Source organism: Sorangium sp. So ce128, assembly GCF_051525245.1.
GTDB lineage: Bacteria > Myxococcota_A > Polyangia > Polyangiales > Polyangiaceae > Sorangium > Sorangium cellulosum_B.
In genome coordinates, this window is sequence record NZ_CP150313.1 from 3419422 (window position 1) to 3439382 (window position 19961).

At 70.8% G+C, this 19961-nt stretch carries 12 protein-coding genes; 5 read left to right on the top strand and 7 right to left on the bottom strand.

From position 1 onward, the window contains the following. Positions 1-102 precede the first annotated feature (102 nt). On the top strand, positions 103-813 hold the full coding sequence (locus tag WME82_RS13415; protein WP_438043170.1) for a hypothetical protein: 711 nt from the start codon (positions 103-105) through the stop codon (positions 811-813). 102 nt (positions 814-915) lie between these two features. Here WME82_RS13415 and WME82_RS13420 read toward each other — a convergent pair whose 3' ends face one another. Together WME82_RS13420 and WME82_RS13425 are read right to left on the bottom strand one after the other, a co-directional pair. Next, a complete protein-coding gene (locus WME82_RS13420) occupies positions 916-2223 on the bottom strand; it encodes an ammonium transporter (protein ID WP_437745847.1) in 1308 nt (435 codons plus the stop codon). Positions 2224-2453: 230 nt separating this feature from the next. Beyond that, complete coding sequence (locus tag WME82_RS13425) at positions 2454-4106, bottom strand: 4-alpha-glucanotransferase (protein ID WP_438043171.1); 1653 nt, start codon at positions 4104-4106, stop codon at positions 2454-2456. A gap of 292 nt (positions 4107-4398) precedes the next feature. Here WME82_RS13425 and glgX point away from each other — a divergent pair, with 292 nt between their 5' ends. Continuing rightward, on the top strand, positions 4399-6738 hold the full coding sequence (gene glgX / locus WME82_RS13430) for a glycogen debranching protein GlgX (RefSeq protein ID WP_438043172.1): 2340 nt from the start codon (positions 4399-4401) through the stop codon (positions 6736-6738). Between the two features lie 364 nt (positions 6739-7102). Here the strand turns inward: glgX and WME82_RS13435 are convergent, their stop codons facing one another. Continuing rightward, complete coding sequence (locus WME82_RS13435) at positions 7103-9292, bottom strand: peptidase M19 (RefSeq protein ID WP_438043173.1); 2190 nt, start codon at positions 9290-9292, stop codon at positions 7103-7105. Between the two features lie 547 nt (positions 9293-9839). Here WME82_RS13435 and WME82_RS13440 point away from each other — a divergent pair. Together WME82_RS13440 and WME82_RS13445 are read left to right on the top strand one after the other, a co-directional pair. Then, entirely contained in the window at positions 9840-11300 is a 1461-nt protein-coding gene (locus tag WME82_RS13440; RefSeq protein WP_438043174.1) for a serine/threonine-protein kinase, read from the top strand. 112 nt (positions 11301-11412) lie between these two features. Next, positions 11413-13140: a GAF domain-containing protein gene (locus WME82_RS13445; protein ID WP_438043175.1), complete on the top strand. Its 1728-nt coding sequence runs from the start codon at positions 11413-11415 to the stop codon at positions 13138-13140. Between the two features lie 180 nt (positions 13141-13320). Here WME82_RS13445 and WME82_RS13450 read toward each other — a convergent pair whose 3' ends face one another. After that, a complete protein-coding gene (locus WME82_RS13450) occupies positions 13321-13971 on the bottom strand; it encodes a winged helix-turn-helix transcriptional regulator (protein WP_438043176.1) in 651 nt (216 codons plus the stop codon). Between the two features lie 88 nt (positions 13972-14059). Between WME82_RS13450 and WME82_RS13455 the strand changes: the two genes are divergently transcribed. Then, positions 14060-14620: a dihydrofolate reductase family protein gene (locus tag WME82_RS13455; RefSeq protein WP_437871046.1), complete on the top strand. Its 561-nt coding sequence runs from the start codon at positions 14060-14062 to the stop codon at positions 14618-14620. A gap of 306 nt (positions 14621-14926) precedes the next feature. Here WME82_RS13455 and WME82_RS13460 read toward each other — a convergent pair whose 3' ends face one another. From WME82_RS13460 to WME82_RS13470, 3 genes are all read right to left on the bottom strand, one after another. Further along, on the bottom strand, positions 14927-16111 hold the full coding sequence (locus WME82_RS13460; protein ID WP_438043177.1) for a M20 aminoacylase family protein: 1185 nt from the start codon (positions 16109-16111) through the stop codon (positions 14927-14929). Between the two features lie 10 nt (positions 16112-16121). Next, positions 16122-18416, bottom strand: coding sequence for a lantibiotic dehydratase (locus WME82_RS13465; protein WP_438043178.1), 2295 nt, complete (start codon positions 18414-18416; stop codon positions 16122-16124). 185 nt (positions 18417-18601) lie between these two features. Further along, positions 18602-19879: a peptidogalycan biosysnthesis protein gene (locus WME82_RS13470; RefSeq protein ID WP_438043179.1), complete on the bottom strand. Its 1278-nt coding sequence runs from the start codon at positions 19877-19879 to the stop codon at positions 18602-18604. Positions 19880-19961 lie beyond the last annotated feature (82 nt).

A 19961-nucleotide genomic window follows, 5' to 3' on the forward strand; every position in this document is an offset into this window, starting at 1 on the left:
CGCGGGCGCCAAGCAGCGGCCGGCGGGCGGCCCGCTCTGCCGGACCGCCGCGCCCTGGCGCGCAGGCACGCCGGCGTATGGTAAAAATGTCCTGTGCCTTCCATGAACCCGGTGCGTTCCCCTCGGCTCCACTCCGTCTCGGCGGGATTGCGGAGATGGCTTCCCCGGGCGCTGGCCGGCGCGTGCTGCGCCTGGGCGATGGGCTGCGCGGAGAGCGCGCCCTCCTCGACGGCTCCGGCGGCGCGGGTCGCCTCGACGGCGCGGGCCGCTGCGCCGGCGCCCGCCGCGAGCGCCGCGCCCGCCGGCACGCCGCCGGCGTCTCCGCCGGCAGAGGGGGAGCGACCTGGCGATGCGCCGGCGCGCGAGCGCTGGGTCGGTACGCTGACGCTGACGAAGGGCTCGCAGCCCCTCATCGCCGGGAGGATCCTGTCGCGCGAGGACGCCGAGCGCTGGCTCGGCCCCGAGTGGCGCGCGCTGACCGGGCAGCGCGTCCGCGTGCTGGCGGTGCTGCGGGACCACGTCTGCGAGCCGCACGCTCAATGCATGATCGGGGGGATCATCCCGCTGCTGGAGCAGGTCGCGTCCGTCGAGCTGTGCAGCAGCGCGGGCTCCTCCGGCGGGGCGGCGGTCGTCGATTGCGCGCCGTCGCCCGCCCAGAAGGAGCGCTGCCAGGACGAGTGCCGCACGTTGAGCGAGGACTGCGGTCGGCGCGCTGACGGCGACCGCGGAGGGCTGCGCCGCTGCGGGTGCGCCAAGGTCACGTGCGAGCACGGCTGCGAGGAGACCGGCGAGCCCGCGTTCACGTGCAGGTGACCGCTCCCTGCCGGGAAGGGCAGGGGGCCAAGGAGACAAAACAACGAAGGCCGCCTGGCACCCGCCAGGCGGCCTCCGCGAGCGAGCCTCTGCTGCGCTGGATCAGGCGCTCTCGCGCACGAGGACGGGTGCCGCCGCCGGCCTGGGGCTCGGGGGCACGCTCTCGGCGGCGTGGGCGCCGCCCTCGCCGAGCGAGTAGGCCTCCTCGCCGTGGAGGACGCCGTCGAGGCCCTCGTCTTCCGTTTCCTCGTCGACGCGGAAGCCCATCACCGCGCTGATCCCCTTCACGAGCACGAAGGTGACCACCGCCGCGTAAGCCGCCGCGACCGCGGCCGCGATCGCCTGCTCGGTGAGCAGCGCCGAGTTGCCCTTGATGAGGCCATCCTGGCCGGCCGAATTCCACACCTTGGAGGCGAACACGCCGGTGAGCAGCGCGCCGAGCAGCCCGCCGACGCCGTGGATGCCGAACGCATCCAGGCTGTCGTCATAACCCAGCTTGCCCTTCAGCATCACGGCGCCGTAACACACAGCGCCCGCCGCGAGCCCGATCGCGACAGACGCCATCGGGCCGACGAAGCCCGCCGCCGGGGTGATGGCGACGAGGCCCGCGACGAGCCCCGACGCCACGCCGAGGAGCGACGGCTTGCCGAAGCGCACGGCCTCGATCAGGGCCCACGCGAGCGCCGCGATCGCCGCGGCGATGTGCGTGTTCACGAACGCCACGGAGGCGAGCCCGTTCGCGGCGAGCGAGGAGCCGCCGTTGAAGCCGAACCAGCCGAACCACAGGAGGCCGGCGCCGAGCAGCGTCATGGTGAGGTTGTGCGGCACGATCTTGCGCGTCGGGTACCCCTTGCGCTTGCCGATCGCGATCGCGATCACGAGCGCGCTCGCGCCCGAGGCCAGGTGAACGACGGTGCCGCCGGCGAAGTCGAGCGCGCCGCGCGCGAGGAGCCACCCGCCCGGGTTCCAGACCCAGTGGCAGATCGGGCTGTAGACAAGGAGCGACCAGAGCAGCGTGAACACCACATACGACGAGAACTTGATGCGCTCCGCATAGGCGCCCGAGATCAGCGCCGGCGTGATGATGGCGAACATCATCTGGAACGCCATGAACAGGAGGTGAGGCACCGTCGTCCCGGCGCGCGGCTCGGTGCCAACGCCGTTCAGGAACGCGTAGTCGAAGCCGCCAATGAACCCGCCCTTGGATTCAGCGAACGCCATCGAGTACCCGAGCGTCACCCACGCCAGGGTCACGATCCCCATGGCGAAAAAGCTGTGCATGAATGTGCTGAGCGTGTTCTTCGTTCGGACCATGCCCCCGTAAAACAGGGCCAGCGCTGGCGTCATCAGCAGAACCATTGCCGACGAGACCAGGAGCCAGGTGGTGTCCGAGGCGTTGATTTCGTTCACTGGTGGCCTCCTCGACGGCGACACTAAGAGAAGGCAGTTTTCCGGAATGTTTCGTCGGCATATACTTCGCGACAGCACGAAACATACCGCGACGACGCAGCGAGTCAGCGCGCGGGCGCCTCCGCGGTCAGCGCGCTGGCCGACTCGCTCCTACAGCCGGTCGATGGATTTGCAGTGAGACTATATCGCCGGTGGGCCCGAGGGGGCGTGAGACGGCGGGAGATGACGCGTTATCCGCGCCCGCTGGCCTCGATGCTCTCGCGCACCCGATCGAGCGCGGCCCGCACCTCGGGATCCCGATCGAGCGCAGCGGGCGGCGCCGGCAGCCGGAGCGACCAGTTCTGCGGCCCCACGGTCCCCGGGACGTTGATCCGATCGCGCGTGGCGAGCACGTCCTGGAGGAGCAGCAGCACGAGCTCGCTCTTCGAGCCGAGGATCAGGTCGAGCAGCGCGCGGTGGGTCTCCTTCGTGAACTCCCGGCCGAGCTCCTGGCGGCGCGGCGCCAGCTGCGGCAGATCGAGGACCCCGGCGCGCTCCCGGTCGTCCCGCGACTCCCACCACACCACCACCGAGTCGGTGTCGTGCGTCCCGAAGCAGGCCACCGAGAGCGCCGGATACTGCGACGGATCCTTGAACACGACGTCGTCCTTCTCCCAGATCAGCACCTTGTAGCCCGGCACCCCGAGCTCCGTGAGCGACTCCCGGACCCACCCCGGCACCGCGCCGAGATCCTCCGCCACGAGCTGCGCCCCGGTCTCCGCCGCCCCCGCCAGCATCGCCCCCACGACCCGATTGCCGTGCTCGCGCTGCTCCGGCTCCTCCGCTGGATCGAAGGTCGCCCTGGGCCGCTCGCCCCCCTGGCCCTGGCTCCCTTGCTCCGGGAAGATGTACGTCCGGTAGAAGCCGACCAGGTGATCGATCCGGAACCGGTCGTAGAGCAGCCCCGTGTAGCGGCAGCGCCGCCTGAGCCACGCGAAGTCGTTCTCGCGCATCCGGGCCCAGAAGTACGGCGGGAGCCCCCACCGCTGCCCCTCCGTGTCGAACTGGTCGGGCGGCGCGCCGACCGTCATGTCGTGCCGGAACTCGCCCTGGTGCGCCCACACGTCGGCGCTGTCGCGCGACACCATGAACGGGAGATCCCCCATGATCTCCACGCCCTTGCCCCGGAGATCCGCGCGCGCCGCCTCCCACTGCGCGTGCGCGAGCCACTGGACGTACTCGTAATAGAGGATGTCCCGCGCGCGCTCGCGACGCAGCGCCTCGAGCGCCTCCGGCCTGCGCTCGCGGATCGCCTCGGGCCAGTCCCACCACGCCCTGCCCTCGAAGGCGTCCTTGAACGCGCGGAACTGCGCGTAGTCGGGCAGCCAGTCCGACTGCCGCTTCACGAACTCGCCGAGCTCGGCCGCGCGCGGCGTCTGCTTCGCGTGGTGCTCGCGCTCGAACACGTCGAAGGCGAAGCGCAGCGCCCGCCCCTTCACGCGGCGCACGAGATCGTAGTCGACGCGCGCGCTGCTCCGCGCGCGATCGAGCGCCCCGAGGTCGTCGCCGAGCGCCTCGCCGAGGCGCTCCGCCGGGAGCTCGGGTACGGCGGACAGCGAGATGAACATCGGATCGATGCCGAACGCGGAGAGCGCCATGTACGGCGACGTCTCGCCCCCCGACACCTCGCCGAGCGGCAAGAGCTGCACGAGGCGCAGGCCAGCGGCGCGCATCCACGCGGCGAACTCGGGGAGATCGCCGATCTCGCCGATGCCCCACGAGCGATCGCTGCGCAGGGAGAAGAGCGGCACCGTCACGCCGGCGATGCGGCGGCGCGCGCGGGAACCGGGACCGGAAGGGGACGATGAGCTCTGGGACTGATTTTCAGCAGAGGGGGAAGACATGGGCGTTTTTCGCTTGGCTCCAGGCGTTCGGGGGCGAAGTCTATCCCGGGTCGCGCCGCCCTGGATGCTCCTTCTGCGACCGTGCGGTAGCGCCGCCGTCGAGGCCGCGGCCGCGGCCGCTGCCGAGCTCGCGAGGAGGGCCGCGACATCGCGCGCGGCGCGAGGGCGGGCCCGCCGAGCGGCCGAACGGCGGGCGATTCCGGGGGCGGCGACCGAAAAATCAGGCCGCGCGCGCTTGTGTCTCGACAGCGGCGCCGATCTCGCGAATAGGGCGGCTTCACAGGTTTTTCAGATGACCAGACGCATATGGCCCGGCACGCCCACCCCACTCGGCGCCGTCTTTGACGGCGAAGGGGTCAACTTCACGCTGTTCTCGCAGTCCGCCACCAAGGTCGAGCTCTGCCTCTTCGAGGCCGTCGACGATGTCGTGGAGCGCGAGCGCATCGAGCTCCCCGAGCGGACGGCCCACATCTTCCATGGCTACGTGCCGGGGCTCAAGCCCGGCCAGCTTTACGGCTACCGGGTGCACGGGCCCTACGACCCGCGCTCCGGGCAGCGCTTCAACCCGGCGAAGCTCCTCGTCGATCCCTACGCGTACGCGCTCTCCAGCGAGCCGAACTGGAAGGCGCCGCTCTTCGCCTACGACCGCGGGGGGCACCCCGAGCGCGGCGAGGGCGGCGCTGGCCGGCCCAAGGAGGCGGGCCGGGACGGCGCGGCGCCCGAGAAGGGCGAGGGCGGGCGCGGGGGCAAGACGGCGAGCGATCGCCGCGCCGCCGAGGCGCGCGGGAAGGACTCCACGCCGCCGCCCCCGCCGGCCCCGCTCGACGACCTGGAGATCTGCCACCGCGACAGCGCCTGGGGCGCGCCGAAGTCCGTCGTCGTCGACCACCGCTTCGCGTGGGACGGCGACCGGCCGCCGGCGACGCGCTGGCAGGACACGATCATCTACGAGGTCCACGTCAAGGGCTTCACCCAGCGGCACCCGGGCATCCCGAAGGAGCTGCGCGGCACCTACGCCGGGCTCGCCTCCGAGGCGGCGATCGCCCACTTCAAGAAGCTCGGCGTGACGGCGATCGAGCTGCTCCCCGTGCACGAGATGGCGAGCGAGCGCGAGATCTGGGAGCGCGGCCTCGTCAACTACTGGGGCTACAACACGCTCGCGTACCTCGCGCCCGCGGGCCGCTACTCGTCGAGCGGGCGGCTCGGCCAGCAGGTGACCGAGTTCAAGGCGATGGTGAAGGCGCTCCACGCCGCCGGCATCGAGGTGATCCTCGACGTCGTGTACAACCATACAGCGGAGGGGAACCACCTCGGCCCGACGCTCTCCCTGAAGGGGATCGACAACTGGACCTACTACCGGCTCGTGCCGCACAACCCGCGCTACTACATGGACTTCACGGGCTGCGGGAACACGGTGAACACGCGTCATTACCAGACGCTCCAGCTGGTGATGGACAGCCTGCGGTACTGGGTGACCGAGATGCACGTCGACGGCTTCCGCTTCGATCTCGCGTCGGCCCTCGCCCGCGGTCACCATGACTTCGACCGCCTGAGCTCGTTCTTCGACATCATCCATCAGGATCCCGTCCTCTCGCGCACGAAGCTCATCTCGGAGCCGTGGGACGTGGGCGAGGGCGGCTATCAGGTCGGCAACTTCCCGGTCCTCTGGACGGAGTGGAACGACCGTTACCGCGACTCGGTGCGCCGCTTCTGGAAAGGGGATCTGCTGGCGGCCGACCTCGGCTATCGGCTCACCGGGTCGAGCGATCTGTACGCGTCCAGCGGGCGCCGCCCTTACGCGAGCATCAATTTCGTGACGGCGCACGACGGCTTCACGCTGAACGATCTCGTCTCGTACAACGAGAAGCACAACGAGGCGAACGGCGAGGGCAACCGGGACGGCACGAACAACAACCACAGCTACAACCACGGCGTCGAGGGCCCCTCCAGCGACCCCGCGGTCGTCGAGCTGCGCGAGCGCCAGAAGCGCAACCTCCTCGCGACGCTCCTCCTCTCGCAGGGCGTGCCGATGATCAACGCCGGCGACGAGATCGGAAAGACGCAGCTCGGCAACAACAACGCCTACTGCCAGGACAACGAGCTCTCCTGGCACGACTGGGACCTCGACGAGCGGCGGAAGCAGCTCTTCGAGTTCACCTGCCGCCTCATCGCCCTGCGCCGCAGCCAGCCCGTGCTGCGCCGGCGGATGTTCTTCTCGGGCGGTTACGTGCACGGGAGCGGGCTCAAGGACATCGTGTGGTTCCGCCCCGACGGCGCCGAGATGACGCCGGAGGACTGGACCCACCCGAACGCCCGGGCGGTCGGCTACCTGCTCGGGGGCGACGCCCTCTCGGCGCTCGGTCCGCGCGCCGAGCCGATCTCCGGCGACACGCTGCTCGTGCTCATCAACGCGAACCACTCGCCGCTGGAGTTCGTGCTGCCCGCGATCGAGTTCGGCGAGCGGTGGGAGGTGCTCATCGACACCCGCACCGCCGGGGAGCCGGCGCGCACGGTGCCCGCGAGGGCAGGGGGAGAGCGCTACCTGCTCGTCGACCGGTCCGTGGCGGTGCTGCGGCTCCTGGAGCGCAAGGAGAAGAAGAAGGTCAAGCGGGTGAAGGCGCAGCGGGCGTAGCTGTCCCGACGCCGTTGACCCAGGCCCGCGCTCCGCGCGGGCGCTCTCCCGCCACGTTCCCGCCCACGTCGATACCCTGTCACGCGGCGCACGGCGCGCCGCGCTGGCCCCTTCCAGTCCACGGATCCGGTGGAGCTCGTCCACAGCCATATCGCGCGGAGGCCCCTCCCTCCGCACGATGTCTCGCCCGAGAGTCCGCGCGTCGGGTCATGGTGATGCCCCTCATCGGGACCGTGGCGTTTGCGCTCCGCCGCCTGGGTCAGAGTCGGCTGCTGTAGCCAGCCGGAAGCATCTCCTCGAATTTCCTTCTTTTTCTTCGCCAAAATGCCAACGAAATGAGGGGATTTGTCAGGGAGCCACCCGGTCAGCGGGCGAGCGTGCGCTCCCACATCTGCAGATAGGCCTCGGCGGAGCTGTAGAGCGCGGTCAACGCAGCTTCGCCGCCCTCGAGGCGGACCTCCTCGACCCAGTCTGCGACCATGCCGTAGTGCGCCATGCCGTCGACGTCCGTGTCGTAGACGCGCTCGCCGCTCACCTGGCGATCGAAGGTCACGGGGGCAATCCCGGCGAACTGCGGTCCCCAGCCCGGTCCCTGGAACAGGGTGAAGGGATAACTCACCGGCGTCGCGCCCCCGCCTCGCGGGCCGGCCTGGGGGCCTAGCCCGTTCATGTCGGCGCCATAGCCCATCCCGAAATAATAGGCGTCGCTCCTGAGCGGGGTGAGCTTGTCGAGCGTCTCCTTGAACTCCTCGCCGTTCCCCTTGTACGGATAGATCAGCCCTCCGAGCGCCATGATGCGGCGCGCCTGATCCATGGTGAGGCCGCCGTGGCCGCCGTGCGTCGAGACGAGCGGGTACACCGGCGCCTGCTGCTCGGCGAGCGCGATCACCTCGGCCTTGTTGGAGAGCTCGAGATGGTCGACCTCGATGATGATCCGCTTCTCCATCATCCTCTGGATCGCGTAGCGGCCGAGCGCGGTCAGCCCGCGCGCGTTGCACTGCTTCCTGCCCTGCGGATAGAGCGGGAGCGCGCCGCCCGCTTGCGCTACCAGCGCTCCGGTCAAGGGATCGCCGCCCACGCCCGGGGGGATCGAGATCTGCAGATTCGCCCCGGCATCGTAGAAGTAATCCTGCTCCGGGCAATCGTAGGTCTGCCAGAACCGGCCGGTGTCGACCTTGTTGCCGAGGTTGAGCGCGAGGTCGTTGAAGATGCCGTTGCCGCCGAGCGCGTTGTCGAACTCGTGGACCGGGAACATCTGGCGGACGCCGGCGGCATGGAGCCGATCGAGCTGCGCGTCGATGCTGGCCTCGTTGCATCCGGAGACGCCGTTCTGGACGTCGCAGTTGAAGAGGTGGGAGATCTCGATGCCCAGCACCACGGCCATCTTGCCGTCGCTTATCACCTGGCGCGCCTCGGCGGGGCTCTCCACGAGCCGGAACCAGCCCCGGCCTGGGCCGCCTTCCTGCGCGTCGATGTACGCCTCGAGGTCGCGCATGAACCGCGCCTGATCCATCGCGCTGTCCATCTCGTTGCAGTTCTGGAGCGGCCTGCCCGAGGCGACGCGCTGGAGCGTACACAGCGTCTCGTTCTCGACCAGGTTGTTGACCATGATCCGCTGGCCGGCACGCCACGCGCGTTCCATCCATTTGTAGTACATTCCCTCGTGGGTGAGCGAGCGCGCCGCCGGCCAGTCCACGAACGTGGGCCAGCCGCGGGTGTCGTGCAGGGACACGGGGATCTCGCCAAGGAAATTGCCGACCACGTCCTTGATGCCGCCGGGCCCGTGCGACACGGCGCAGTCGCCGAGCGCGCGGAGGACGCCGAAGCGGTGGAAGGGCAAGCCGTGATGCGCGCCGCCTAAGAAGCTCGTGGCGCTCACGTGGGCGTGCACGTCCGCGAAGCCGAGCACGGGCCCGGCGACGCCGCTGCCCCTGAACGGCGCGCCGGCGCTGCTCGTCGTGATCTCCGGGAACGCCGCGCAGCCGCTCGTGGCCTCGAAGGTGAACCTCGCCGCCTCGCCGGCGCTCGCCGCGTCGACCAGCACGAGGCGGCCGTCCACAGGATGGACGGCCAGCGCCCTCGCGGAGGCGGCAGAGACCACCATGAAGCGACCGGCAGCGTCGGTGTCGACCGTCCAGTCTGCAGCCTCGGTGGGCGCAGAGACGGTCGCGACGCCAAGGAGGCCGCCGAGGGTGAGGAGGCTGCCGGCCGCGAGGAAGGATGCCTCCTTGTTGTAAATGAGGTACTTGCCGAGCGCCGTCGGCTTCATGAAGAACGGATCGGCGCTGCCGAGGGTCGCGGCGCGCGCGCCGTAGCCGCCGAGACCCCTGGCGACGTAGGCATTCCTTGCCACCGACCTGAGCGCGTAACATCCGTTGGCGAGGTCGTAACGTGGGGTGGGGAGGAGGCCGAGCGCGAGCGCGCTGCTGCCGTCGCCCGCGGCGCGTGGCGCGTCGATCAATGCGGCGGAACCCGGGTCATTGCAGCCCGCGAGCACCGGGAAGATGGACAGGGCGGCCAGCAAGCGGATTCCGGCGCTCGATCGCATCGCCATCGTGATCTCCAGGAGGGTTGGAGCTGCGTCTGCACGCGGATGCGTGCTCCGCCGCTGCTCGCAGACGGCGATGATATCATGTCATCGGTGACGTGCTCTTCGAACCCGTCGTCGCCACGCGAATCCGTGTCGCGCAACCGGTGTCGCGCAACGGGTGTCGTGCGGTGCATCCGGTGTCGTGTCGCGGCCTGGACGCGCACATCGGCGGCGGACCGGGGGGCATGAGGGGGCGCCGCGGCGTCGGTGTGGCGTGCGGCGTCCGGCGGCCCGCGTCCTCGGCGCCAGCCATCAACAAGTACAGCAGCGCTGCGCCTCGCCGCGCTGCCGCGTGCGTCTTCAGGTGCACGTGCGCGAGGAGGGCGGGGTGTTCGTCGTTCAAAGGCATCCGCATTCGCGATACGCTGAGGGCATGTCGTCGCCTCTCTCCTCAGGTCGTTGTCCCATGGACGCATCGACCGGTCCGGGAAACGGTGGCGGCACGAAGATCACCGGCGTGCTGCAGCCGCCCTCTCTGGGGCGACCGCCCGATTCCTCGGTAAGAGACGCCGTGCGCGACGCCACAACGCTGGGCGGGCAGCCCGCGCCGCTCGATCTTCCTCCTCCGAGCGGCGCAGGGCGGGACGCGGCGCGCGCCGCGCTCCTTCCGGGCCGCGTCGTGGCCGGGCGGTACCGGCTCGTGCATCCGCTCGGCCAGGGCGCGATGGGCGAGGTGTGGTGCGCGCACGACAGCGTCCGGCGCTTCGAGGTCGCGCTCAAGTTCCTCGTGCTCCCGCGCCAGAACCTGGCCATCGACGCGATGGAGCGCTTCCGCTTCGAGGCGCAGGTCGCCGCCCAGCTCGGGCGGAAGACCGATTTCATCGTCACGGTGCACGACGCCGGTGAGGATTCCGAGGCGGGCCCGTACCTCGTCATGGAGTGCGTGCGCGGCCGGTCCCTCCGGCAGCTGATCCACGAGCGAGGGCCGGTGCCCGCGGCCGAGCTGGCCGCGCTCCTCCGTCAGATCGGAGAGGCCCTCTCGGTGGCGCACGGCCTCGGGATCGTGCACCGCGACATCAAGCCGTCGAATATCCTGCTCCGCGAGGGGCGCGACGGGCGCCTGCGCGCCAAGGTCGCCGACTTCGGGATCGCCAAGTGGATCCGCCAGGATCTGGCGGCCGATTTCCCCCGCCAGACCGCGGAGGGCGTGGTGCTGGGCACGCCGGGATACCTCAGCCCGGAGCACACGTGCGACGGGCACGCGGACCCGCAGCTCGACATGTGGGCCCTCGCGGTGGTCGCGCACGTGGCGCTCACCGGCCAGCAGCCCTTCGCCGGCCGCACCATCGCCGATGTGCTCTCCTCCATCCTCGCAAGCGCGCGCCCCCCGCTGTCGACGCTTTGCCCCGGCGCGCCGCCGGCGCTGGAGACGTGGTTCGCGCGCGCCTTCGCGCTGGATCCGGCGGAGCGATTCCCCTCCATCGGGCCGATGATCTCCGCCTTCGTGGCCGCGGTCGGCCCGTCGGCTGCGCCGATCCCGCCGGCTCCCGCCGCGCCGGGTCGACGGAGCAGGCTGCACCTCGCGGCGGCTGGCCTCGTCGTGGCGCTCGGGCTGGGGCTTTCGCTCACCACCGCGCTGCCCTCGCAGCGCCTGGAGGCCGCCGCCGAGCTGCGGGTGATCAGCGGCGAGGTGCTCGCCGCCGCCCGCGGCGCTCTCGTGGCGCAAGCGCCCGCGGCACCCCAGGCGGGCGCGACCTCGACGGTTCCCGCGGCCGGGCCCGCGACGACAGCGCCGTCCCCCGTCCCGCAGCCTCCGGAGCCCGCGCCGCTGCCAGCCGCGGCGCCTACCGTCCCGACGCCTCCGGCGTCCACGCCGCGGTCAGCCGCGGCGCGCGCCGTCCCGACGTCTCCGGCGCCCGCGCCGCAGCCAGCCGCGGTGCGCGCCGTTCGTGCGCCCGGCGCGCCGGCGAGCACCGGCAAAGCGCCCTCGCGGAAGCGAGAGGCAGGCAAACAGAAGAGCGCGATCTTCTGAGCGTCATGCGCGTAACAGATCCTTCGCCACGCGAGTCCAGCGGCCAGGGCCCCGAAGGAAGCCTTCGCCCGCGGCTTCGAGCGGGCGAGGCGCGGTATAGTCCGCGTCGGATATGAGCCTCCCGTCGCGTCCTCCCGAAGCCATCCTGCGCGCCGATGGGGACCCCGACGACCCTGTGAAGTGCCGGGGCCTCGACAGCGACAGCGAGGAGCAAAAGCGGGCCCACGCGCGGATCGCCGGCGAGCAGCGCCTCCTGGAGATGCTCGCCCGCGGCGAGCCCATGTCCGCCGTCCTCGAGGGCGTCGTCCGCCTCGTGGAAGGCGCCGCGAGCGGGCTGCACGCCTCGATCCTCCTGCTCGACGAGGACGGGCGGACATTGCGGCACGCCGCGGCGGTGACCTTGCCGCGGAGCTACACCGAGGTCATCGACGGCGCTGCGATCGGCCCCGAGGCGTTCTCGTGCGGCACGGCGGTGTGGCGACGGGAGCGGGTGGTCATCGCCGACATCGAGACGGATCCGCTCGGGGCTCTCTTCCGGGCGCAGGCGCTGGCTCACGGCCTTCGCGCCTGCTGGTCGGTGCCCATGCTGTCGTCCGACGGCCGGGCGCTCGGCGCGTTCGGCATCTACGCGACGGAGCCGCGGACGCCGACGACGGCCGACCTCGAGCTGCTCGAGCGGTGCGCGCACGTCACGAGCATCGCGATCGAGCGCAGCCAGGCGGAGGAGGCGCTCCGGCGCAGCGAGGCCTACCGCGCCGAGGCGGAGCGCCTCAGCCGCACCGGGAGCTTCGGTTATGACATCGAGCGCCGGGAGTTCACCCTGTCCGACGGCACCTGCGAGATCATCGGCTTCCCGCGGAAGCCACGACCCACGCTGGCGCAGCTGGCCAGCCGCATCCACCCGGGCGACCGCGAGCGGGTCGCGGACATCGTGCGGCAGGCGCTGCGCGACGGCGCCACCTTCGACTGCGAGCACCGCCTCGTGATGGACGACGGGTCGGTGAAGCTGGTCCGCGTCCTCGGCGGGATGCGCGTCGCCGCCTCCGGGAGGATCGAGCTCGTCGGCGCCGCGACGGACATCACGGCGAGCAGGCGCGCGGCCGACGAGCTGCAGCAAGCGCAGGCGGCCCTCATGCACGTCACGCGCGTCACGACCCTCGGCGAGCTCGCGGCCTCCATCGCCCACGAGGTCAACCAGCCGCTCGCGGCGATCGTCGCGGACGCGAACGCCGCGCTGAACTGGCTCGCAGCCGATCCGCCCGACCTCGGGAACGTGCGCGCGTCGCTCAACGCGATCGTCGGCGACGGCGAGCGCGCAGGCCAGGTGCTCCTGCGGATCCGCTCGCTGCTGTCACGATCGGCGCCCGATCACCGCCTGTGCAGCCTCAACGACGTCATCCGCGAGGTCGTCCCGCTCGTGGCCCCGGAGCTCGGGCGTCACGGCATCTCCGTCCGGCAGGCGCTGCTCCACGATCTGCCGCAGGTGCCGGGCGATCCCGTGCTGCTGCAGCAGGTGGTCCTGAACCTGCTGCTCAACGCGGGCGAGGCCTCGAAGGACGTGCCGCCGGCGCGGCGCCGCGTGGTGGTGAGCTCGCTCGTCGAGCGGCGATCGAGCGGGTCCTTCGTGCTCGTCGCGGTCGAGGACGCCGGCGTCGGGTTCGGCGGCGGGAACGACAAAGCGCGCCTGTTCGACGCGTTCTACACAACCAAGGAGAACGGGCTCGGCATGGGCCTGTCGATCAGCCGCTCGATCATCGAGCGGCACGGCGGCAAGCTGTGGGCGAGCGAGAACGAGACCTTCGGGGTGACGTTCCGGTTCGCGATCGAGGTGCCGGCATGAGCGTGGAGGCGTCCGTGGGCCGGCCACGGGCCGCACCACGAGCACCCGGAAGCCATGGCCCAGCACATCGCGGCGTTCGTGCGCAGCACGTCGTGACCGACGACCGCGGAGAGCGCCGCGGCGTCCGCGGGGCGATCTCCGCCGGGTCCTCCGGCGCGCCGTGATCGCCGGGCCGGCCCGTCATCCAGCGGGCGCGCGGCCCGGGGTCGACCGCGGCCGAGCGAAGAGGCGGAAGAACGTTCGGGCCAGGCGCCTGTCGCCCTGGAGCTCGACCGGCGCATCGGCGAGCTTCTGGTCCCCGAAGACGACCGCCCGCAGCGTGGCCGGGTCGGTCGCGATCACGGCGTCCGGCGCGCGCGGAGCGCCCCGCGCGATGGTGATGGTCGCGCGATCGACCTCGATCGAGAACCGCTCTTCGCCGAGCCGGAGCTCGTAGGTCGCGCGGAGGTCAGCTGCCTCGCCCGCGACGAACGTCGCCTCGAGCGCGATCATCAGCGCGTCGACGCTCAGGGCGCCCGCGGGCCGGACGGGCGATCGCGCGCCCCAGCGGCCGAGCTGCACGAGCAGCGGATGGATCTCGCGGCCCCAGTCCGTGAGCTCGTACGTCGGCGCGCCGACCTTGTGCCGCCGCACGACGCCGCCGCCCTCGAGCTCGCGGAGCCGCTGCGACAGCACGTTGGGGCTCGCGCCGGCAAGGCCGTCGCGGAGATCCGTGAACCGCTTCGGACCGAGCAGGAGCTCGCGCACGATGAGGAGCGCCCACCGCTCGCCGACGAGATCGAGCGCTCGCGCGATGCCGCAGGGATCCCCGTAGCTTCTCAGACCGGTCATGGCGGCCGCATCCTACAGCACTTGCGAAGGAGGACAAAATGGTCCTAAACTAGGACTGACAGGCGACGCGGACATCAGGAGGAACAGCATGCGCAAGCTCACCGTCTTCAACCAGATCTCGCTGGACGGTTATTTCTCGGACGGCCACGGCGACATGAGCTGGGCACACAAAGGGGACGCGGAGTGGGGCGCGTTCGCCGCGGAGAACGCGCGCGGCGGGGGCGAGCTCGTCTTTGGCCGGGTCACCTACGAGCTCATGGCGAGCTTCTGGCCCACCCCCGCGGCGCTGGAGCGGGCTCCCGCCGTCGCCGAGCGGATGAACAGCCTGCCGAAGGTCGTCTTCTCGAGGACCCTCGACAGGGCGTCGTGGAACAACACGAGGCTCATCAAGGGCGATCTCGCGGAGGAGGTGCGCAAGCTGAAGGCGGAGCCCGGGCCGAACATGGTCGTCATGGGGAGCGGCAGCATCGTCGCCCAGCTGACCGACGCGCGTCTTGTCGACGAGTACCAGCTCGTGGTGAACGGGATCGTCCTCGGCAGCGGAAGGACGCTGTTCGAGGGGGTCAAGGAGAGGGCGAACCTCCGATTGAAGAAGACGCGCAGCTTCAGCAACGGGAATGTCGTGCTCTGGTACGATGCGACGGAGTGACAGCTCCTCGCGGCGGCGCATCGTCGCGAACACTTGCGGCGATCGCGCCATCACAATGCCCGCCAGGGTACGCGACGCGACATCAACTCACCTGTCAGGATGGACCGCAATCCAGTCTACGGAGGGCCGCTGCGGCGTCAGCCTCCGTCGAGGGTGGAGGCGCCGCCGCTCGTCGCGCCCTGGATATCGCGCGTGGCGGCGGACCGGTGCCCGAAGTCGGCACGTGTCATGTCGGAGCGCTCGTGCTGGACGACGGCGCGGCGTTCGGGGACCGCGCGCGCAAAGGCACCACCGTCGAGTCGACGCTCACGGCGAGGCGAGGGCCACCTTCGACAGCGTCTGCTCGACGAGCGTCACCCAGTAGCTCGCGCCGATGGGCAGGATCTCGTCGTTGAAGTCGTAACCAGGGTTGTGCAGCATGCGGCTCTCGCCGGTGGCGCCGTTGCCGAGCCAGACATAGGCGCCGGGCCTCTCGCGCAGCATGAACGCGAAGTCCTCGGCGCCCATCGTGGGTTGAATGTCGGTGAGCACCCTGTCACCGCCGATCACCTGCGTCATCGCCGCGATCGCCATGGCGACCTCCCTCGGTGTGTTGATGATGGGCGGGTAGCGGCGCTCGTACCGCACCGTGACCTTGCAGCCATGAGCGGCGGCGATGCCATCGCAGACGCGGCGCATGGCGCCCTCGACGTGCGCCTGCACCTCGGGCTTGAGCGCCCGCGCCGAGCCGCGCAGCGTGACCTCGTCCGGGAGCACGTTCCACGTGTCGCCGGCGTGGAACTGCGTGACGCTGACCACCGCCGCGTCGACCGGGCTCACGCCGCGGCTCACGATCCCCTGCAGCGCCTGCACGAGCGCGCTCCCCGCGACGATCGCATCGACGCCGTGGTGAGGCATCCCCGCGTGGGCGCCGCGGCCCGTGATCTTGATCTCGAAGATATCGAAGCTCGCCATCATGATCCCGGGCATCACGGCGAACTGGCCGGTGGGAATGCCAGGCCAGTTGTGCATGCCGAAGACGGCCTCCACCGGGAACTTCTCGAACAGGCCATCTTCGACCATCACGCGGCCGCCCCCCTCGTTCTCCTCGGCGGGCTGGAAGATGAAGTGGACGGTGCCGTCAAAGGCCCTCGTCTCGGCGAGGTGCCTGGCGGCGCCGAGGAGCATCGTCGTGTGCCCGTCGTGGCCGCAGGCGTGCATCCTCCCTTCGTTCCGCGAGCGATGGGCAAACGCATTCGCCTCGTGGACATGCAGCGCGTCCATGTCCGCCCGGAGCCCGATGGCGCGGCGGCCCGACCCGGCCCTCAGCGTGCCCACGACGCCGGTCTTCGCGAGGCCGCGGTGGACCTCCACGCCGAAGGACGAGAGCTTCTCCGCCACGAAGTCCGAGGTGCGGGCCTCCTCGAACGCGGTCTCGGGGTGGGCGTGGAGGTCACGGCGCCACGCGGTCATTTCAGCGTGGAGGGCGTCGATTCGAGGGATGGTGGGCATGGCGAAGGTCCTAGAGCCCCTTGGCGTCGAAGGTGACGAGGCGGAGCTCGCATGTATACCGCTCGCCGTCCGCGTCCGTCAGCCAGAGCTCATCGATGCACGGCAGCATCTCGGAGACGCTCACCTTCGCCGACGCGTCCAGCTCGCCGGCGCGCCGGAGGATCTTGGCGATGGTGTCCACGAAGATCGGGCTGTCGAGGTCCGCGTAGTACGGCTTGGCCTCGAAGGGCGACTTGAGGAAGATGAACCGCGGCAGCCCGTGCGCGCGCTTCCAGCGCCGCGCCGCGAGCCAGCGAGCGAGCGGCTCCTCCTCGCGCGCGAAGGTCACCTGCGACGCGACGAAGCGCCAGCGCTCTCGCGCGACCACGAGATCGCCGATCTTGAGCCGTGGCGTGTGGTCCTCGGCCGGCAGGACGTCCAGGGCGTTGGTGACCATCGACGAGAGCATCATGCCCATGAAATCGAGGAGGCCGCCGCGGTAGCCGCCGCCCCGCGCGTGGACCTCGAGCGCCCCGTCCTGGTCCACCACGACGAGGTCCGCCACGCGCAGCGTCCGCGCCCGAGGCGCGGGGGAAGGCTCCCGCGAGAACGCATAACGGAAGTCCCCGGAGCCCAGGGCGATCTCGTTGATGCGCTGGCACCATTGCGCCTTTGGCAGCACGGGGATGACGCTCGGGGCCGGGTTGTCGAGCTCCCAGAGATCGATGAGCTCGCGCATCGACGGGTGCTGGAAAGCGAAGCAGGACGCCGTCAGCGTGTGCGTCAGGTGCATCTCGCCCATGACCAGCTCGCACTCCCCCCGGCGCAGGGCCTCCACGTCCTTTGCCGCGATCATCAGATCCGGGCACATATAACGAGCCCTCGACCAGCCCGGGCGCGGCACGTCGAACGCGCGCTGCACGTCCGGCAGCAGCGCGGCCGGATCCCGCTCGACGGACCGCGCGCCGGCCGGCACGTCGAGGATCTCGGCCCAGCGGCGCTGCAGCTCGTGCTGCACCTGCCCGACCCACTCCGGCATGCCGCGCATGTCTCGCATCCACGGCTCGATCTCCGCGAGCGCCTTGTGGAACACCGTGAGCTCGACCGGGCCGCCGCCCTGCTGCGCCGAGAGCCGCTCGAACAGGTCCCGCAGCACCCCGAGGTAACGGCGCCCGACCTCGTAGGTCACCCAGCGGCCGCTGAGCAGCAGGAGCGACAGCGGCGGAGCGAGCTTCTGGAGCAGCGGAGCGCCGATCTCCAGGTCCAGGTCGCGCCTGCAATCCTCGTAGACGAGCGTGCGCGCCGCGTACATTTCTCCATCGGAGCGCGTCGTGGCCGCGCCGGTCAGGCGGTGGAACGTGTCCTCCAGGCGCGTCATGGCGGCGTCGAGCGCTCGGGAGTCGCCGGCCGCGGCGGCGACCTCGTCGCGCGCCCGCTCGATCTCGTCGAGGGGCATGAGCGCGCGCTCGAGGAGCGCCAGATCCTCGATCCCCGCGAGCGCGCGCCGCAGCGCCTCTTCCGGCGACAGCTGGAGCGCGACCTCGAAGTCCCAGGCGATGACGCTCATCGCGCACGCCCTGTCCAGGATCTCGAACACCTCCGCTTCACCGCTGAGCCCGAGCGACGGATCGCTGGCGAGCCGCCGCGCGAGCGCCCTCGCGGTCGTCACGCCGTCGCAGCCCTCCAGGACCGCAGCCTGCGCCGGCGTGAGCGGCATGGCCCCGACGGACGGCACCTGCAGAGCGCCCCCATCGACGCGGATGTAGGGGAGCAGCCGGGGCGCCGCGAACGGCCTGAGCTCCGGGTCCGAGCTCAACAGCGACGCGATCGCGTCGATGGCCCAGCTCTCGAAGTAGACCTTCCGCGCGGCGAGCAGGCCTGGCCCGGGCCGGGCGGCAATCGCCTCGGGGCCGAGGCCGATCCGGCACCAGCCGATGGGCCCGAAGAAGCCGATGGAGTCGTTCTTGACGCAGTAGCGTTGCAGGTAGGAGGCGACCAGTGCCTCTCTCTGCCGCGTCTTCTTGTCCCGGTGGCCGGGCGGCTTGCGCAGGAGGCCGTCGAGCCCCGTGTGCAGGGCGCGTCGGTTCTGCCAGACCACCGCCTCGCGGAACCGGTCATCCTGCACCGCCGCGCGCAGCGCCTCGCTGACGCGCGCGGTCTCCACCTCGAACGAGCGCTGCAGATCCGCGTGGAGCACGCTCTTCGCCGGGGCGGCCCCTTCGGCGTCGAGCGCCCTGTCGAGCAGGGCGGCGGTCAAGGGGGCCGCGAGCGAGAGGATGGTTTGCGCCGCGAACCCCGCGCCGCGAACACACGCGAAAGGCCACAACCCGAACGGTCCTCCGCCCAGCGGCACCAGGTGGCTCGACGCGCCGCCTTCAACGTCTTGCTCGGACGGGCGGCGCGCCTGGCCCTCAATGTCTAAAGCAGGCGCTTCGGCGGCGAGTTTCATCGTGACAGACATGATTTCTCATCCGTGGCATGGAGCCTGGTGCGGGCGACGCCGCGCGTGTCTCACGCGTCGCCCGCGGCCTCCGGGGATCCCGTCTCCGGGGTGCTCGGCGGGGCGACGACCTTGGTCATCTCGGCATGACTTATCTGCGAGAACAGGGACAGGTAAGGCATGAGGAGCGCTCGTGACCACGAGGAGGGGAACCACATGTAGCTGTACAGGGGGTGACCCACCGCGCCGCGGCGTCGCTTCGTCTTCCACGTCCCGCCGCTGAGCCATATCCGCCTGGCGCCGAGCGCCACGGCGCGCTTGATCGGCTCGTAGAAGACGAGGCTGAAATACAGCAGCGAGTCGTCCAGCCCCTGATCCTCGGTGCGGCCCACGCGGTAGACCCAGAGGTCGTCCCCCTTGTGGAGGATCGAGGCGAAGCCGACGACGGTGGAGCCGTTGCGCGCCACGATCGCCTCCGCCCTCGGGCCGAGGTGGCGCTCGAGCCGAGCCCAGAACGATTCCGGGTGACGGAAGTGCTCCTCTCCGTATTTCGAGTACGTCGTCTCGTAGAGGCGCTCGAGATCGCCGCCCAGGGAGCCAAAATTCGGCGTCACGGTGAACTGGACACCGGCCTCGCCGACCTTCCTCATGTCGCGCCGGAAGGACTTTCGCTCCTTGCTCTGGAAGCGCGCGAGGTAGTCGTCGAAGGCCTTGAACTCGGTGTCCAGCCGGTTGTCATAGACGAGGAAGACCTCCTCGAACCCGCTCCCACGCAGCGATCTCCTGAGCTCGGCGCGCTCGGCGTCGACGCCATAGAAGCAGAGCGGCAGCCGCTCTCTGCGCGCCTCCTCCTTGAGCGCGTCGAGCACCGCGCTGTGCACCTCCTGCACCGCCGCCGGATCGACAGGCGCCACGGCGATGCCCCCACGGTAGCTGAGCGGGCTCGCGGCGAGCACCCACCCGTCGATCCCCGAGCGGGCCGCCCGCGCGAACGCCCGGTAGGCGTTGACCGCCCGGACGACCCACTGGCTCCAGCGCGCGCTCTCGGGGTTCATCCTGACGAGCTCGTCCTGCCAGGAGACGAAGAAGAACTTCTCCAGCGAATAATGATAGTAGATCGAGCGACTGCGCGTGACGAGGAACGGGCAAACGGCGATGAGGCGGGTCCCCTCGCGCACCAGCACATAACGCAGGGACAGCTCCCCCCGGACGAGCGGCGCCAGATCCAGCGCGTCGAGCATCCGCAGCCAACGGCGATCGAGGAACACGTCGGCGTCCGCCGTGACGTTGTCGAGCTCCGCGTCGTCCACGGAGTCGAGGGATGTGCAGATGGTCGTCGTCAATCTCACCGATGGCGTTCCTTTCGTTGCACCCGAGCGCCGCGAAGAGGCGCGCCGGCCCTGCGCGGGGCCGGCATGGGGCCGGTCCGTG

What these genes read in the sequence shown, in the direction of transcription:
- glgX (WP_438043172.1), top strand. Translation starts at nt 4,399, where the DNA reads ATGACCAGACGCATATGGCCCGGCACGCCCACCCCACTCGGCGCCGTC.
- WME82_RS13450 (WP_438043176.1), bottom strand. Translation starts at nt 13,971, where the DNA reads ATGACCGGTCTGAGAAGCTACGGGGATCCCTGCGGCATCGCGCGAGCG.
- WME82_RS13445 (WP_438043175.1), top strand. Translation starts at nt 11,413, where the DNA reads ATGAGCCTCCCGTCGCGTCCTCCCGAAGCCATCCTGCGCGCCGATGGG.
- WME82_RS13460 (WP_438043177.1), bottom strand. Translation starts at nt 16,111, where the DNA reads ATGCCCACCATCCCTCGAATCGACGCCCTCCACGCTGAAATGACCGCG.
- WME82_RS13415 (WP_438043170.1), top strand. Translation starts at nt 103, where the DNA reads ATGAACCCGGTGCGTTCCCCTCGGCTCCACTCCGTCTCGGCGGGATTG.
- WME82_RS13435 (WP_438043173.1), bottom strand. Translation starts at nt 9,292, where the DNA reads ATGGCGATGCGATCGAGCGCCGGAATCCGCTTGCTGGCCGCCCTGTCC.
- WME82_RS13455 (WP_437871046.1), top strand. Translation starts at nt 14,060, where the DNA reads ATGCGCAAGCTCACCGTCTTCAACCAGATCTCGCTGGACGGTTATTTC.
- WME82_RS13425 (WP_438043171.1), bottom strand. Translation starts at nt 4,106, where the DNA reads ATGTCTTCCCCCTCTGCTGAAAATCAGTCCCAGAGCTCATCGTCCCCT.